Below are 14,231 nucleotides of genomic sequence, written 5' to 3' on the forward strand. Positions count from 1 at the left end.
CATTATGTCAGGGACGAAGGTGTAGGGCGGGCCGAAGTGGTGCGCGCTGATCGACGAAACGCTGGCGCATATGCCCGAAAGCCACGCCCTGCTGACAGCCCTCTGACAGCTGTGCGCGTTCACGGGGTTGTCAACGGACCGGCCCGCCCTACACCTTCCTCCCTGACATAATGAGCGCAAAGGAGGCCGAACCATGGCCCCGATTATTTCCATCAAGGGACTGCAAAAGACCTATGACGACGGCTTCACCGCGTTGCATGGGGTCGATCTGGATATCGAGGAGGGCGAGATTCTTGCGCTGCTCGGGCCCAACGGCGCGGGCAAGACCACGCTGATCTCGGCGGTTTGCGGGCTGGTGACCCCGACGGGCGGCACCGTGACAGTGGGCGGGCATGACATTGCCACGAGCTTCCGCGCGGCCCGCGAGATGATTGGTCTTGTGCCGCAGGAAGTGGCGATTGAGCCGTTCGAGAAGGTGCTGAACACGGTCCGCTTTTCTCGCGGGCTGTTCGGCAAGAAGAAGGACGAGGCGCATCTGGAGAAGGTGCTGAAGAGCCTCAGCCTCTGGGACAAGAAGGACAACCGCAACACCGAGCTTTCGGGCGGGATGAAGCGGCGGGTGCTGATTGCCAAGGCGCTCAGCCACGAGCCGCACGTGCTGTTTCTCGACGAGCCGACCGCCGGGGTGGACGTGAACCTGCGCAAGGACATGTGGGCGCTGGTCCGCGAGCTGCGCGCCCAGGGCGTGACCATCATCCTCACCACCCACTACATCGAGGAGGCCGAGGAGATGGCCGACCGGATCGGGGTGATCGACAAGGGCCGCCTGCTTCTCGTCGAGGAGAAGGACAAGCTGATGAAGAGCCTTGGCCGCAAGGAGCTGGTGCTGGAGCTGGCCGAGGCGCCAGATGCCCTGCCCGAGAGCCTGAAGGGCTATGACCTGGAGCTGGAGGGCGACCGGCTGACCTACACCTTCGACACCACCGCAGGATCGACAGGGGTGACGCGGCTCATGGCCGACCTTGCCAATGCCGGGCTGAAATTTACCGATCTCTCCACCCGCCAGTCGAGCCTTGAGGACGTGTTCCTTTCACTGGTCGAGGAGAACCAGGACCAGAAGGAGGCCGCGCAATGAACTGGCGGGCGATTGCGGCGATCTACAGGTTCGAGATGGCGCGGTTCTTCCGGACCGTGACCCAGAGCATCGTGTCGCCGGTGCTGTCGACGGTGCTTTACTTCGTGGTTTTCGGTTCGGCCATCGGCGGGCGCATCCAGTCGGTCGAGGGGGTGAGCTACGGCGCCTTCATCGTGCCGGGGCTGGTGATGCTGACGCTGCTGCAACAGTCGATCAGTAACGCGAGCTTCGGGATCTACTTTCCGAAGTTCATCGGCACGATCTTCGAGCTTCTGAGCGCACCGATGAGCTTTGTCGAGGTGGTCCTCGGCTATGTGGGCGCGGCGGCGACCAAGGCGCTGTTCATCGCGGGGATCATCATGATCACGGCGAGCTTCTTCGTGGAGCTGAACATCCTGCACCCGGTGTGGATGCTGGCCTTCCTCGTCATGACGGCAGTGAGCTTTGCGCTGCTGGGCTTCATCATCGGGATCTGGGCGAAGAACTTCGAGCAGTTGCAGCTTATCCCGCTGCTCGTGGTCACACCGCTGGTGTTTCTTGGCGGGTCTTTCTACTCGATCTCGATGCTGCCGCCCGCATGGGCCACGGTGAGCCACTTCAACCCGGTGCTCTACCTTGTCAGCGGGTTCCGCTGGAGCTTCTTCGGCATCTCGGATGTGCCGGTGGGCATCTCTCTGGCGGCGGTGGCGATGTTCTTTGTGGCCTGCCTGCTGGCGATCTACGCGATCTTCAAGACCGGCTGGCGCATCAAGCCCTGAGCCAATGGCGCGGGCCGCCGGGGGAGGACGGGCGGCCCGCGCGCAGAGACGGGATCATGCGATCCCGTCTATCCCTTCATTGTCATCACCGCGTCCGTGGTAGTGCGCGTCGGCATCGATCGCCGCGTAGAGCGGGGCCAGTTCTTCATCGGTGAAGCTGTGGGCCTCGCTGCGGGCCGGAGCTGACACCGCATAGGCGGTGTTCAGCGGCTCGGAGAAGGTCAACTCATCGGACTCTTCGATGGCTTCGCGGTTGGAATGGTAGAAGTAGAGCGCCTGCGCGATATAGGCGAGCGCCTCCGAGACTTTCACCGGCATGGGCTGGTTGATGTAGTCGAAGGCGGCATGGGTGGACTCATGCACCACCAACGCAGCGCGCCACGGATCCCCATCGACCGAAACGAAGCCGAGATCGAACCGGTTGGGGCCGAACTGGTAAACGCCGCACACGCCCGCCGGGCCGGCCCGCTGTGCGGTGATCGTGCCATCGGCGATCTTGTCGCGCACGGGCTGGTAGATGGCAGGGGTCACGTTGCGACCGGCGACGGTGAAGCTGAGATGCTGCATGGCAGCCGTCGAGATCGCGCTTCTCACGTCTTCTATGAGAGACATCTGTATCCCTTTCAAATTGCTTTTGGCCCGCTGCGGGCCGTTGCTATGACTTTGAACGCGGCTGCGGCCTGAATTTCCGCTGCGTGAGAGACATATGGGGATGGGAGGGCGCGATTTGAAGATGCAGGCCGAGGTGGCCGAACCGGATTTTACCGATTGGCGCGGCGTGCACCGGCTGCTGGTTGAGAGTTTTGCCTTCATGGAAAGGCGGATTGACCCGCCGTCTTCGCTTGCCGCGCTCACCCCGGAGGGGCTGGCCCGGAAGGCCGAGCGGGAGGTGCTGATGCTGGTGCGCTGGGGCAGCCGGGTGGTGGCCTGCGGCTTTGCGGCGCCCAAGCCGCCGGTGCTTTACCTCGGCAAGCTGGCCGTGACCGAGGCCCTTCGGGGCCGGGGATTGTTGCGCCAGATGGTGGTGCTGGCCGAAGAGATGGCCCGAGACGGCGGCTTCGAGGCACTGGAGCTGCAAAGCCGGGTGGAGTTGGCGGAAAACCACGCGGCCTTCGCCGCGCTGGGCTTCGAAGAGGTGGGCCGAACGGCACATGAGGGCTTTGCGCAGCCCACCTCGATCACGTTCAGAAAGCTGCTGCGGTGAGGCTCAGAACAGGCCGTTGCAGAGCACCTTCTTGTTCTCTTTGCCCGTGTAATGCGGGTTGGCGATGATCGCCGCATCGAGCGCGGAGAGTTGCGCCGTGGTCAGCGTGCCGCCGGTCTTGTTGCGCAGGGGCTTTGAGGCATCCCAGGCCGCGCTCAGGATCGGGTCGGCAAAGGGGTTTACGCCGGGGTTGGCGTCTGCCTCGGATTTCTTGACGTAGTAGAACATCAGCGCCTGCGCGACATAGCCTGCGGCCTCCGACACGCGGACCTTGATGTCCACCTCCTGAAAATCGGCGATGGCATGGACGCTCTCGTGCACCAGCAGCCCGGCGTGGAGCACGGAGGGCAGCGTGGCGAAGCCGATTTCGAACACGTCGCTGTCGCTGAGGTAGTGGGCCACGTCGCCCTTGCCGGGCTGGACATCCACGGTGATGTCGCCGCTCTCGATGCACATGGCCACAACCTCGAAGTTGGGGCCGTCGACGGTGATGCCACCCAGGACGAAGTTGATGCTGCGGCAGGTGGGCGTGCGCAGAACCGTGCAGATCATCTGCTCGGGGGTCATGATTGGTGTCTCCTATGACTTGACTGAAACGTCTTTTTCAAAAGCCGCGATGCAAAATCCTCCGCGGTGAGCGGCAGATGGGCAGGCGCAGGGGCAGCCACAAGGGGGTGGCTGAATTGACGTAACGTTCTCGTGTGCATTGCGGGGGCGAATGGGGCCCACTGCGCTTGCTCGATCACCATGCGCCGGGCCGTCAAAGGCCGTTGACGAAATCCATTTTGTCGTAGGCGGTCTTGTATCTCGGGGTGGCCCTCAAGGCCGCCTCCAGCGGGGCAAGCTGGGCGGGTTTCAGGGTGCCTGCGCGGGTGTTTTGCAGGGGTCGGGACACATCATAGGCCGTGCTCAGCACCTTGCTCCGATAGGGGTTGAAATACCCCGTTTTGGCGTCGATCTGCGCCTTGTAGATGTAATAGATCCACAAACACTGGGCGATGTAGGCGATCTGCTCGCCCTTTCCGATGATCATGGCGATCCGTTTCTTGTCGGCGAGTGCGTGGATGGCCTCGTGCAGAAGAGCGGCGCCCTGCTGGGCGTGCGTCACCGATTTGAAGGGAACGGAGATTTCGTTCTTCACTGAGTCGTAATGGGCGGCGGTGCTCTTGCGGTCATGGACCACCGTGATCTTGCCGCCCGCGATATCGCGCGCGAGGGCGCGGAGGGCGACGGGGTTCACCGCAAGGCCGTGCAGGTTGAAGTGCAGGAGGGCACTGGCGCGATTTTGCAGAAGGGCGGCGGCCTGGGTTGCAAGCGACATGGTCTGTCTCCAATGGATTGGGTCAAAATAGGGTCATGGGCTGTAATGCCGCCGAAACAATGCACGCGCAGGGTGAGTCGGGTCAAACCCGCGTGGCAGGGGCTAGGCAAGCTTGCGGGAAAGCACTATGCGGCCTTCATGCCCCAGAATCCGCCCGCCCTGCGCCCCGACATCGCACCCGCCCCGAAGTTTGGCGAAGCGCCCCGTGAGGGGCAGCCGCGCATCGGCATGGTGTCGCTGGGCTGCCCCAAGGCGCTGGTGGACAGCGAGCGGATTTTGACGCGGCTGCGGGCCGAGGGTTACGGGGTTTCGCCGGATTATTCCGGTGCCGATGCGGTGATCGTGAACACCTGCGGCTTTCTCGACTCGGCCAAGGCGGAGAGCCTCGATGCGATTGGCGAGGCGATGGCGGCCAATGGCCGGGTGATCGTGACCGGCTGCCTTGGGGCGGAGCCGGAGTACATCACCGGGGCGCATCCGAAGGTGCTGGCCGTCACCGGGCCGCATCAATACGAGCAGGTGCTGGATGCGGTGCATGCCGCCGTGCCGCCCGCGCCCGACCCGTTTGTGGACCTGCTGCCTGCGAGCGGCGTGAGCCTGACGCCGCGCCATTACAGCTATCTGAAGATCTCAGAGGGCTGTAACCACAAGTGCAAGTTCTGCATCATCCCCGACATGCGCGGACGGCTGGTGTCGCGGCCCGCCCATGCGGTGGTGCGCGAGGCGGAGCGGCTGGTGGAGGCCGGCGTGCGCGAACTGCTGGTTATCTCGCAGGACACCTCGGCCTATGGGGTGGACATTCGCCATGCCGAGGAGCGTGGCCACCGGGCGCATATCACCGATCTGGCGCGCGACCTCGGCGGGCTTGGGGCCTGGGTGCGGCTGCATTACGTTTATCCCTATCCGCATGTGCGCGAGGTCATTCCGCTGATGGCGGAGGGGCTTGTGCTGCCGTATCTCGACATTCCTTTCCAGCATTCGCACCCTGACACGCTGAAGCGGATGGCCCGGCCTGCGGCGGCGGAGAAGACGCTGGAGCGGATCGCGGAGTGGCGCGGCATCTGCCCGGAGATCACCCTGCGGAGCACGTTCATTGTGGGCTATCCGGGTGAGACCGAGGAAGAGTTCGAGCACCTGCTCGACTGGCTGGACGAGGCGCAGCTTGACCGGGTGGGGTGCTTTCAATACGAGAACGTGGCAGGGGCGCGCTCCAATGCGCTGCCGGATCATGTGCCTGCCGAGGTGAAGCAAGAACGCTGGGCGCGGTTCATGGAGAAGGCGCAAGGCATCAGCGAGGCGAAGCTGGCGGCCAAGGTGGGCACGGTTCGCGAGGTGATCGTGGACGAGATAGACGACGACGGTGTGGCCACCTGCCGGACCAAGGCGGATGCGCCCGAGATCGACGGCAACCTTTTCATCGACGAGAACACCGATGGGCTCTCACCCGGGGATATCGTGACAGTCGAGGTGGACGAGGCCAGCGAATATGACCTTTGGGGGCAGCGGGTTGGTGCGCCATGAATGCGCACCCTACGCGGGTGTTCCCAGGTTTGCAGGCGTTGTGTGAAACATAAAGGGGTCGGTGGCTCCCCAGTCACCGACCCCTTGTGATGCCGGCGGAACGGGGCCCATACCCGTCCCTCTCTCCCTGCCGGCATGTTCTTTTGGCACGTTCAGCGGCTCTGGCGCAGCGCCTCCACGCGGGCGATGGCGCGACCGGCCCTTTCGACTGCCATATCGGAGTCTCTTCGGGCTTTCTCGGACTTCTCGCGCAGCTCAAGGAAGCGGCGCTGGTTGACGCAGGTGGGCGGGCAGGTGGCGCCCTCTTCGATGGCGGTGTCGAGCCATTCGCCGCAGTTCTCGGCCCAACCGCAACTGCGGCAGCGGGTGACCATGCCCGACCATGCCGCATTATCGAGCGCGCCTTCCTCCATGGCCTGTGCGAGGTCCGTGCGGGTGGCCTTGGCCATGCCCATGGCGAGGAGGTAATGGGTGCGTTCGTCTCCGAGGGGCTTCATGACGGCGTGTCCTTGTTCCGGTTCGCGGAACAAGTGTTACAGCGGTTGACGCCGCCTGCTTTGACTCAGGTCAAAGCGGCGTGTGTTTCAGGGCAGGGGTGTGAGCTTTTCCAGCGCCGTGCCCCCCGCCCATGTGCCGTGCAACTCGCCTGAGGGGGTGATGACGTAATAAACCGGCGTCGGATCGCCCCAGCGGACGGTGATGAGCTTGCCCTCCACCGTGCCTGCCCCGGCGTAGTTGCTGCCCGCAACCTGCCAGGTCATGCTGATGGTGTTGGCGTTTTCCACCATCTCGACGGTGCCCTCGTAGCGGCTGCCATCGGGGTTCATGCCCGCGACGGCATTGCGGCCCGAGAGGCCTTCGGCCAGAGCAGGCAGGGCGGTGAGGAGCAGGCTGGCGGCAGCGAGGGCGGCGGGGCGTGTGAACATGGGCTCTATCCTGAAGGCATGAAGATCAATACCCGCGAGAGTGCCCGCGCCGCGCCTCAGAACGCAAGCCCGAGGAGGATGACCAGCCAGGCGAGGCCCACGGCGATGGCGGCGAGCGCCACGGCGGCAGAGGCGGTATCCTTCGCCTGCTTGGCCAGCGGGTGGCGCTCCATCGAGATGTAATCGACGGTGCGCTCGATGGCGGTGTTCAGGCACTCGAAGGCGAACACGAGGATTCCGCCCATCAGCAGCAGCGCCTTCTCGCCCGTGGTGATCGGAAGGATCAGGGCCATCAGCGAGGAGGCGATATAGGTGATGATCCACTGCTTGAGCGAGTGTTCGGTGCTCCAGACGTGGCTGAAGCCTTCCCAGGACCACTTCGTGCGGAGCCAGATCCGCCTCATCTGCTGTTTGAACATGCCCTGCACCCTTCGCCCGCCGCTATACCCCTGCTTTCAGATAGCCGGGTGGGGGCGGCATTTGAAGCCTGCCGGGTGGCAGAGCGCAATACGGTCGGGCGGTGCCGCCGGGAGGTTACATGTTGGCGGCGGTGCGGCGCACGGTTTCGATGCGGGCGTTGTTGGGCGGGTGGGAGCCGAGGAAGACATCGCCCGGATCGGGAATGCGGGTGAAATACTGCGCCCCGCGGACCGGGTTGAAGCCCGCCTTCTTGGCGATGACGGTGCCCAGTGCATCCGCCTCAAGCTCGAACTCCTTGGAGAAGCGCCGCGCGCCGATGCCGGCGCCCACCCGCGTTGCGGCCTCCACGGCGGCATCGCCACCGCCGCCCACGCCCACCAGCGTGCCCAGCACCAGCGCGCCGAAGGTGGCGCTTTCACGGGTGCGGGGGATATGCTCCTTGATGTGGTGCGCGGCCTCGTGGCCGAGGATGAAGGCGAGCTCATCCTCGTTGCGCGCATCGGCGATGAGCGCCAGGGTGAAGGCGATGACGGGGCGGCCCGAGCGATCTTCCGTCTGGTAGGCGTTGGCGGGCTCGCCGCGGCGGTCATCGACGATGATGAGGAAGTCGCAGTTGGCCCGGGGCAGGCGGGCGCGGCACTCACGCTCGGCCACGGGCTCTACCCGGTTGACGACATTCACGAAGTTGCGGGCCGCGCGGGTTGCGCCGACAGCGGGAGGAGCGGAGGCCGTGGGCTGGCTGCCGGGCTCTTCCGGCGCGCTCGGCACTTCGACGCAGGCGGTGAGAGAGGCAAGGGCTGCGAGGGCGAAAAAATGTTTGATCATGGGGCGGTGGCCTGTGGCGTGACTGCTCGTTGCGACAGCAGGTTAGCAGGCCGTAGCGCGGTGATGTAGCCCCCAGACGTTGACGCTGGCGTGATACGCGTTTCGCGGCTGACAGGGCGCGGGCGGCGGGCTAGGCTGGCCCCATGTTTACCATCGAACACGATTTTGACGCGACGGTGATCACCCTCGTCGATGAGCCCGGCAGCCACCTGCAGGAGGATGTCACCATCCAGGCCTTCGATGATTGCGTGACCATCGAGCAACTGGATGCGCGGCAGGACGAGGTGCAGAAGATCACGCTGTCGATGAGCCAGCTGCGCGATCTGGCGGCAGCGCTGGACTTGCCGGAAGGCGTTTATCAGCTGCGGCCCGCGCCGCAGAGCTGACGGGAGGAGGTTGGCATGCGCCTGTTTTCGGCTTTCGGACTGCTGACGGCGGCGCTTGTTGCACTGGCCGCCCCTGGCGCGGCGCAGGAGGTGAAGACCTATGGCGCCTTTCGCCACGCGCCGGAGCTGCCGAATGTGCTGGTGCTCAATGGACGAATCGCGCGGGGTGCAACCTTCGATCTGCGCAAGGCGCTGCGCGAGCATGGCGAGGTGGATACGCTCTTCTTGATCTCATCGGGGGGCGATGTGCACCAGGGGCTGGAGCTTTCGGCGATCATCTTCGACCGGGGGCTTTCCACGGTGATTCCGCCCGAGGCCGATTGCGCCTCGGCCTGTTCCTTCCTGTTCGTGGCGGGCGAGGCGCGGCGGGCCTACGGGCGGCTGGGGGTGCACCAGTTTACCTCGGGCGGCGCGGTGACAGGGCCGGCGGCGGAGGCGGATGCGCAATCGGTGGCGGCGCAGATCTTCGACTACCTCAAGGAATACGACGTGCCGAGCCTGTTCATGGTGCGGATGCTGGAAACCCCGAGTGACCGGATCTACTGGTTTCCGCCCGATGAGCTGCGCGACAGCGGGATCGAGACCTTCTCGACCTTCGGGCCGGAGCTTGAGGGCTATGCCGCGCTGCCTGAGCTGGCCACGCCCCCGCCGCCTGCGGCGGAGCCCGAGCCGCGCGTGCGCGAGCCCGAGCCGAAGGTGGCGGTGGAGCCTGACCCGGCCCCGAAGCCCCAGCCTGATCCGGCCCCGCGCGAGATCACGCGCAAGCCTGACCCGAGTTTCAACTGTGGCTACGCAGGAACGCCCACGGAATTTGCGATTTGCGGAAGCGTCGAGCTGGCCGACATGGACCGGCAGATGGCCTCGATCTTCTATGCCCTGCGCGGGCGGTTGAGCGCGTCGCGCAAGCGCGAGCTGGACGCGGCGCAGAAGGCCTGGCTGGTGCAGCGCAACGGATGCGGCGCAAGCGTGCCCTGCCTGCGCGCGGCCTACGTTCAGCGGATCGATGCGTTGCGGCGCTGAACGGGCATCCCCGGCTCAGGTGAGCAGGCTGAAAAGGTTGTTGCTGCTGACATTGCTGAGGATTGTGAGGGCGGCGCTGCTGCCCCCGCCGGTGCTGGCCTGACCGCTGATTTCTGTGCGCACGAGGTAGGTGCGGATCAGATCTTCGCGCTTGGCTGGATCGGTGAACTGCGACACCTCGCTGGAGCCGAAGAGCGATTGTGCGCGCTCCTTGTAAACGTCGAGCTGCCTGTCGATATCCAGCGCGGAAAAGGCAGTGGGCAGGCCGAAGGCGGCATCGAACACGGCGCGCAGCGGCGAACTGCCCATGATCTTGAACCACATGGTATCGTTGGCATCGTCCGGGTCGGCGGCGAGGTCCGGCAGCTCGCGCTCGAGGTTGAGGGCGATGCGCAGCTCTTGTGCCTGCTCGCCCACCGCCTGCTCGAACTGGCGCGTTGTGTAACCCTGCTTGATCCGGTCGATGAAGCCGGTGAGCTGCTCGGCGGGCCGATCTTCGAAGAGGCCGACGACCTTTTGACGGAGCACCTCGACCTGCGTGGCGTGATTGAGCGCGTCATAGCCTTCGCCGATGTCGAAGGTAGCGCGCATGGCCTCGCGCATGCGCGGCTGACCCATGACCTGCGGCCAGAGATCTTCCACCTCGGCGCGGAGCGCGGCCTGCTCGGGGGCGACATCCTCCTGCCCGGTCAGGTCTGAAAGCTGCTTCAGCCGGTCAACAAGGGTCAGGGCCCGGTCACCGGCGGCCTCGCGCTCCCGTGCAGGCAGCGTATCGGTGCCCGCGCGGATCTGCGCTTCGATCGCGCCGAAAGCGTTGTTGGGGGTATCGTAGGTGCCGAAGCCGAAGGCCTCTGCAAGGTCGCGGTAGCGTGTGTCAGAAAGGCGGCTGGCCAGCGAGCCCTCCGCCGTGCCCTCTTCAAGCACCTTCTGGATGAAGTACTTGTTGCCTATGTCGTCGGCCAGCCCGAAGGCCCCCAAGGCAATCCGCAGGAGGCGGAAATCACTCACCAGATCTTCGGGCGTCTTGACGCTGGCGATGCGCTCTTCGAATTCGGCCATGTCACGCTGGACGGTGGTCGAACTGGCGAGAGTCTGTTGTTGGCTCTCCTGCGTGCGCTGAAGAAACTGCCAGCCGAGCAGGCCGCCAAGGGGCACGATGGGAGTGAACATCAGGATGGCTTCACATCGGGCGGCAGGGCCATGGCGCCCTGTGCCTGGGCCGCAATCAGCCGATCCTCGCGCGGGATGAGCGTGCGCAGGGCCTTCAGCGCCTGGTAATGCTGCCCGTCGCGCACCGCCGTGGTGGCGGCGTCGAGCTGTGTGCGGCTGTCATGATCGGTGAAGACCTGGCTCAACTGTTCGATCCCGCGCATCAGCTGAATGTCGGCGTCGGCCGGGGCGGTATCGCCAGAAAGGACGAGCTGGGCAATGTAGGCCACACGCTTCACCGGCGTCTTGGCCTCCTCCGGGTGGATGGCATCGCGCAGGCGCAGGATATTGGCGCCCGGGGTGACGATGGAGAGCCGCGAGCGGCGGTCGCCGTTCTCGATGACCGCGCCATTGATGAGCACCCGCTCCTTGGGGCTCAGCTTGAGGACGAGACCGCTCATTTTCCCGCTCCGGTCGCTGCGGTGGCCGGCGCCTTGCCTGTGGAGCGCGGGGCGGCGGCAGCCGGGCTGGCCCCGAGGCCGCGCATGACAGCCATGTTGATTTCGATCAGCGGCACCACATTGGCCTTGCGGCGCAGCACCTTGGAGGAATGCCCGGAGGTGAAGCGGGCGAGGTAGAAGATGCGGGCGCGCAGATCGGGGGAGAGGCCGTTTTCGGCGTCTGCCACATCGGCGGCGAGCGCCGTCCAGAGTTGCCGGTTCTCGTGAATCGCGGCGACGAGCGCGTTGAAATTTCGGGGGGATTTCAGGCGGGAAGTGACCCGGCTGAAGGCTGCATATTCGGTGCCGCGATGGGTGCGCAGCGGGGCCTGCTGGCCAGAGGAGTAGGCGCTTTGCGCCAGTTGCACGGAGTTCAAGGCTCTGTCCTTCCACGCGAGGGAAATGAGGTGTGGAGAGCGTGGGCGGGGCGCCGAGGGCCGTTTTGGCCCTCACCATTCGGCGCCCCGCCCGTCAGTGGATTACCGGAACAGCGACAGGATCGACTGCGGCGCCTGGTTGGCGATGGAGAGCGACTGGACACCCAGCTGCTGCTGCACCTGCAGCGCCTGGAGCCGGGCCGAGGCGGCCTCCATGTCGGCGTCCACGAGGCTGCCGATACCGGCGGTGAGGCTGTCGGTGAGGTTCGAGATGAACTCGGACTGCGTCTCGATCCGGCCTTCGACCGAACCGAAGTTCGCCGCCGCCTCGATTGCGCCGTCGATGTAGGTCTCGATGTTGGCCAGAGCCGCCTCGACACCCTCATCGGTGGTCACGTCGATGTCGTCGACACCCGCCAGGCCACCGGTGGCTTCACCATCGGCCAGGCCGTTGACCTGGAGCGCCAGGGCGGAGCCGTCGTTGTCTACCTGGAGAACCCAGGAACCGGTGGTTTCATCCTGGTAGACGTTGGTGGAGATGTCGGCGAGGCCGGAGCCGTCGATCGCGATCTTCAGGCCCTTGGCCACGTCTTCGAAGGTTTCACCCTTGCCGGCGACATAGTCGTAGTTGGTGCCGCCGATCGAGACGCGGTAGCCGTCGCCCTCGCTGACGCCGGAGGTCGCCGAGAAGGTCACCTCGGAGGCGCGCGCCTGGAGGTTGGCCCCGGAGAAGCTGCTGGCGGCTGCGGTTGCGGCGGCCCCTTCCACATCGGCAGAGAACTGCGTGGTCGAAGAGGTGGTATCGCCGTTGATCTCGATGTCGTCGAAGGCGGAGGTCGAGGTGATGGTGATTACCGCACCGGTCACGTCCGCCGAGATATCCTCGATGCCGGCCGCGTTGATCGCCGCGGTCAGACCCGCGGACACATCGTTCAACGTGGTCGAATCAGCGGTGTAGGAGACCGTGGTTCCGTTGATCTGCAGGTTGAAGACATCACCGATGGACTGAGCGGTGCTCATGGTGATTTCCATCTCGTTCCCGGTGTTCGAGAAGTCGCGGGTCGAGCTGTCATCGGCGTTCTGGCCGGCGCCAGCCTGCACGGTGACATTGCCGCCGGTGGCCGCCGCGTCAGCCGCCGTCAGGGCGGAGCCGCCGACGAGCGAGGCACCGGTGCCCATGACGCCGGCATCATAGCTGAGATCCTGGCGGGCGACGGTGATGTCGGAAGCCTCGACCGTGCCGTCGTTGGCGCGGTCGAGCGAGGAGAGCACGTTGACGTCATCGGTGCCCTTGAGAAGGTTCAGACCGTTGAACTGGGCAGCGCCCACAACCGAGCTGATCTGGTCGCTGAGGGCGGTAATGTCGGCCTGCAGCTTCTCGCGGTCGACGTTTTCTTCCTGAGCGCCGACGATCTTCTCCTTCATCTGAACGAGCAGATCGGTGACGGTTTCGGCACCGTTGCGGGCGACGGCGACGGTGCTTTCGCCGAGAGACAGGCTCTCGGAGATGGCCTTGAAGCCGCGCACGTCGGATTCCATCACCTTCGAGATCGCCCAGATGGCCGAGTTGTCGCGAGCGGAGCCCACGGACTTGCCGGTGGAGATCTCAGCCTGGGTTTGCTCGAGGTTCATGTTGATGCCGCGCAGAGTTTGCAGGGCAACCATCGAGCTGGTGTTGGTCAGAATACTGGACATGGTTCTTTTGGTCCTTTTCGGATGAGACGCTTTTGCGCCATTTCGGAATGTCGCCCGTTGGGACGACAGGCTTCCGGTTTCTCCGTCATGCGGACCGATGTTTCGGGCCGCGCCACCCACGAAGGTGCGGATGCGAACCTGACCGAGCGAGTTTAAGGGAGTCCTAATTTGCTCCCGCCTCAGAACTACGCATTTTAGGCGAGTTTTTCGCGGCCAATCTGAATGTGTGGTGAACAAAGTGTTACCGCCACCGGCGCACGCGGCGCATCGGAAGCGTTTGAAACTATGGCAGAAAAGAGGCGCGAGAGAATCAGGCGCGGCGTTCGAAGCTGGTGCGCACGGGGCCCAGATCCTTGCGCTTGCCCTCGTCCGTGTAGGTGTCGAGGTGCTCCGCTGCCCGGCGGGTTTCGCTCAGCCTGCGGGCCACGGCGCGCAGACCGCGCTGGGCGGCATCAAGCAGCCGCTCGTTTCCGCGCGAGCTGGCAGACAGCGCCTCAAGCTGGGACCGCGTGAGCGTATCGGCCTGCGCCTCGATCTGCTTCAGCAGCTCGTGCTTTTCTTCGTAGAGCGCCTCGAGCCGGTTGAAATCGCCGGATTTCAATGCCGCGCGTTCATCCTGTATAAGGCTCTGCGCACGTTCATAAAGTTCGATGTTCTTATCCATGGTTTCGCGCCTTCAGACTTTCAAAGATGTGCTCCGCAAGCCCGATGCCGCCGCTCTGCGCCATCGCTTTCGCCTGCTCCTGCCTCAGAAACGAGGCAAACCCCTCCTCGCCCGCGCCGCCGCCGAAACTTTCGCGCGTGTCGCCAAGCCCGGAATGACCCAGCATCTCGGCCAGGAAGCTCGCCTCAAGCTCGACGGAAAGGTTGCGCAGGTGTTGCTCGCGATCCGGCGCGAGTGGGGCGGACGTGGGGGACGAGATAAGGGGAATCGGCGGCATCTGCGGCCTCTCGAATTGCGACGATTTTGAGGCATTAGGGCAGAAAGCGGTAA

At 64.8% G+C, this 14,231-nt stretch carries 19 protein-coding genes; 6 read left to right on the forward strand and 13 right to left on the reverse strand.

The genetic code is table 11. From position 1 onward, the window contains the following. Nucleotides 1-193 precede the first annotated feature (193 nt). Both DYI42_RS07850 and DYI42_RS07855 read left to right on the forward strand, forming a co-directional pair. Complete coding sequence (locus DYI42_RS07850) at nt 194-1,135, forward strand: ABC transporter ATP-binding protein (protein WP_213545383.1); 942 nt, start codon at nt 194-196, stop codon at nt 1,133-1,135. Further along, the gene (locus DYI42_RS07855) at nt 1,132-1,893 is read left to right on the forward strand and encodes an ABC transporter permease (protein WP_213545384.1); all 762 of its coding nucleotides are present in this window, start codon (nt 1,132-1,134) and stop codon (nt 1,891-1,893) included. Before DYI42_RS07850 ends, DYI42_RS07855 begins: the two co-directional genes overlap by 4 nt. A gap of 54 nt (nt 1,894-1,947) precedes the next feature. Here the strand turns inward: DYI42_RS07855 and DYI42_RS07860 are convergent, their stop codons facing one another. Then, nucleotides 1,948-2,505, reverse strand: a complete 558-nt coding sequence (locus DYI42_RS07860) for a hypothetical protein (protein WP_213545385.1) — start codon at nt 2,503-2,505, stop codon at nt 1,948-1,950. 121 nt (nt 2,506-2,626) lie between these two features. Here DYI42_RS07860 and DYI42_RS07865 point away from each other — a divergent pair, with 121 nt between their 5' ends. Next, the gene (locus DYI42_RS07865; RefSeq protein ID WP_213545448.1) at nt 2,627-3,097 is read left to right on the forward strand and encodes a GNAT family N-acetyltransferase; all 471 of its coding nucleotides are present in this window, start codon (nt 2,627-2,629) and stop codon (nt 3,095-3,097) included. A gap of 3 nt (nt 3,098-3,100) precedes the next feature. On the opposite strand, the gene DYI42_RS07870 is transcribed toward DYI42_RS07865, so the two are convergent. Both DYI42_RS07870 and DYI42_RS07875 read right to left on the reverse strand, forming a co-directional pair. Beyond that, nucleotides 3,101-3,664: a hypothetical protein gene (locus DYI42_RS07870; protein WP_213545386.1), complete on the reverse strand. Its 564-nt coding sequence runs from the start codon at nt 3,662-3,664 to the stop codon at nt 3,101-3,103. 193 nt (nt 3,665-3,857) lie between these two features. After that, the gene (locus tag DYI42_RS07875; protein ID WP_213545387.1) at nt 3,858-4,418 is read right to left on the reverse strand and encodes a hypothetical protein; all 561 of its coding nucleotides are present in this window, start codon (nt 4,416-4,418) and stop codon (nt 3,858-3,860) included. 138 nt (nt 4,419-4,556) lie between these two features. Between DYI42_RS07875 and rimO the strand changes: the two genes are divergently transcribed. Continuing rightward, nucleotides 4,557-5,939 (forward strand): 30S ribosomal protein S12 methylthiotransferase RimO, encoded by a 1,383-nt coding sequence (gene rimO / locus DYI42_RS07880; protein ID WP_213545388.1) that lies wholly within the window; start codon nt 4,557-4,559, stop codon nt 5,937-5,939. Nucleotides 5,940-6,091: 152 nt separating this feature from the next. Here the strand turns inward: rimO and DYI42_RS07885 are convergent, their stop codons facing one another. From DYI42_RS07885 to DYI42_RS07900, 4 genes are all read right to left on the reverse strand, one after another. Next, on the reverse strand, nt 6,092-6,436 hold the full coding sequence (locus DYI42_RS07885; protein WP_213545389.1) for a DUF6455 family protein: 345 nt from the start codon (nt 6,434-6,436) through the stop codon (nt 6,092-6,094). A gap of 87 nt (nt 6,437-6,523) precedes the next feature. Beyond that, nucleotides 6,524-6,865: an LIC10280 family protein gene (gene lfb1 / locus DYI42_RS07890; protein ID WP_213545390.1), complete on the reverse strand. Its 342-nt coding sequence runs from the start codon at nt 6,863-6,865 to the stop codon at nt 6,524-6,526. 56 nt (nt 6,866-6,921) lie between these two features. Further along, a complete protein-coding gene (locus DYI42_RS07895) occupies nt 6,922-7,284 on the reverse strand; it encodes a diacylglycerol kinase (protein ID WP_244867718.1) in 363 nt (120 codons plus the stop codon). A gap of 115 nt (nt 7,285-7,399) precedes the next feature. Then, a complete protein-coding gene (locus tag DYI42_RS07900) occupies nt 7,400-8,110 on the reverse strand; it encodes a M48 family metallopeptidase (RefSeq protein WP_213545391.1) in 711 nt (236 codons plus the stop codon). 143 nt (nt 8,111-8,253) lie between these two features. On the opposite strand from DYI42_RS07900, the gene DYI42_RS07905 reads away from it, so the two are divergent. Both DYI42_RS07905 and DYI42_RS07910 read left to right on the forward strand, forming a co-directional pair. After that, nucleotides 8,254-8,496, forward strand: a complete 243-nt coding sequence (locus tag DYI42_RS07905; RefSeq protein WP_213545392.1) for a hypothetical protein — start codon at nt 8,254-8,256, stop codon at nt 8,494-8,496. Between the two features lie 15 nt (nt 8,497-8,511). Beyond that, nucleotides 8,512-9,516, forward strand: coding sequence for a lysozyme inhibitor LprI family protein (locus DYI42_RS07910; RefSeq protein ID WP_213545393.1), 1,005 nt, complete (start codon nt 8,512-8,514; stop codon nt 9,514-9,516). Nucleotides 9,517-9,531: 15 nt separating this feature from the next. Here the strand turns inward: DYI42_RS07910 and DYI42_RS07915 are convergent, their stop codons facing one another. The 6 genes from DYI42_RS07915 to DYI42_RS07940 all read right to left on the reverse strand — a co-directional run bounded on the left by DYI42_RS07915 (nt 9,532) and on the right by DYI42_RS07940 (nt 14,178). Then, nucleotides 9,532-10,686: a DUF1217 domain-containing protein gene (locus DYI42_RS07915; RefSeq protein ID WP_213545394.1), complete on the reverse strand. Its 1,155-nt coding sequence runs from the start codon at nt 10,684-10,686 to the stop codon at nt 9,532-9,534. Beyond that, nucleotides 10,686-11,126: a flagellar biosynthesis repressor FlbT gene (flbT, locus tag DYI42_RS07920; protein ID WP_213545395.1), complete on the reverse strand. Its 441-nt coding sequence runs from the start codon at nt 11,124-11,126 to the stop codon at nt 10,686-10,688. The genes DYI42_RS07915 and flbT overlap by 1 nt, the downstream gene beginning before the upstream one ends. Then, entirely contained in the window at nt 11,123-11,533 is a 411-nt protein-coding gene (gene flaF / locus DYI42_RS07925; protein WP_342344628.1) for a flagellar biosynthesis regulator FlaF, read from the reverse strand. The genes flbT and flaF overlap by 4 nt, the downstream gene beginning before the upstream one ends. Before the next feature lie 111 nt (nt 11,534-11,644). Further along, nucleotides 11,645-13,237 (reverse strand): flagellin N-terminal helical domain-containing protein, encoded by a 1,593-nt coding sequence (locus DYI42_RS07930; protein ID WP_213545397.1) that lies wholly within the window; start codon nt 13,235-13,237, stop codon nt 11,645-11,647. A 310-nt stretch (nt 13,238-13,547) separates the two neighbouring features. Next, nucleotides 13,548-13,901, reverse strand: coding sequence for a flagellar export chaperone FlgN (flgN, locus tag DYI42_RS07935; protein WP_213545398.1), 354 nt, complete (start codon nt 13,899-13,901; stop codon nt 13,548-13,550). Next, nucleotides 13,894-14,178: a rod-binding protein gene (locus DYI42_RS07940; RefSeq protein ID WP_213545399.1), complete on the reverse strand. Its 285-nt coding sequence runs from the start codon at nt 14,176-14,178 to the stop codon at nt 13,894-13,896. Before DYI42_RS07940 ends, flgN begins: the two co-directional genes overlap by 8 nt. Nucleotides 14,179-14,231: the final 53 nt, after the last annotated feature.

Origin of the sequence: Vannielia litorea (assembly GCF_018424695.1) — a bacterium.
Taxonomy (GTDB): Bacteria; Pseudomonadota; Alphaproteobacteria; order Rhodobacterales; family Rhodobacteraceae; genus Vannielia; species Vannielia litorea_A.